Origin of the sequence: Pseudomonas sp. SWRI111 (assembly GCF_014268555.1) — a bacterium.
Classification (GTDB): domain Bacteria; phylum Pseudomonadota; class Gammaproteobacteria; order Pseudomonadales; family Pseudomonadaceae; genus Aquipseudomonas; species Aquipseudomonas hamedanensis.
This window is the reverse complement of record NZ_JABWQQ010000075.1, coordinates 1-339: the sequence shown is the minus strand read 5'-3', so window position 1 is coordinate 339 and position 339 is coordinate 1. Positions and strand designations below refer to the sequence as shown.

The 339-nt window shown below is 61.4% G+C and carries 1 protein-coding gene; it reads right to left on the bottom strand.

Annotated elements, in window-relative coordinates; genetic code table 11:
- Positions 1 to 339, bottom strand: a 339-nt coding sequence (locus HU755_RS27000) for a hypothetical protein (RefSeq protein WP_186638304.1), incomplete at both ends; no start/stop codon positions are given.

Sequence of the window (339 nt, the reverse complement as noted above, 5' to 3'; positions counted from 1 at the left end):
CCCGCCCGGGCGAGTGAGCTTGACCTGCACCTGCATGACTTCGGAGGGTTGATCCGTGCCGCCCAAGGGCTTGACCGTATAGGACACCGCGAACAGGCCATCGACCATGTGCCGGGAAGGCACGAACATACTCAGTTGCGTGTTGACTTCGGTCTGGTCGACGGTTTCAACCCACACGTTTTGCCCGGTGCCCCAATAGAGGGTCAATGTGTCGCCAACCGCCATGTTCCCCCACGGACCCGCTCGGCACAGCAGACCATTGAGTGGAAAATTGCCCAACGCGGCCGCGATGTTGATGCCCCAGATTTTCACCGGAGTTTCCGCTACCGGGCCGGTGCG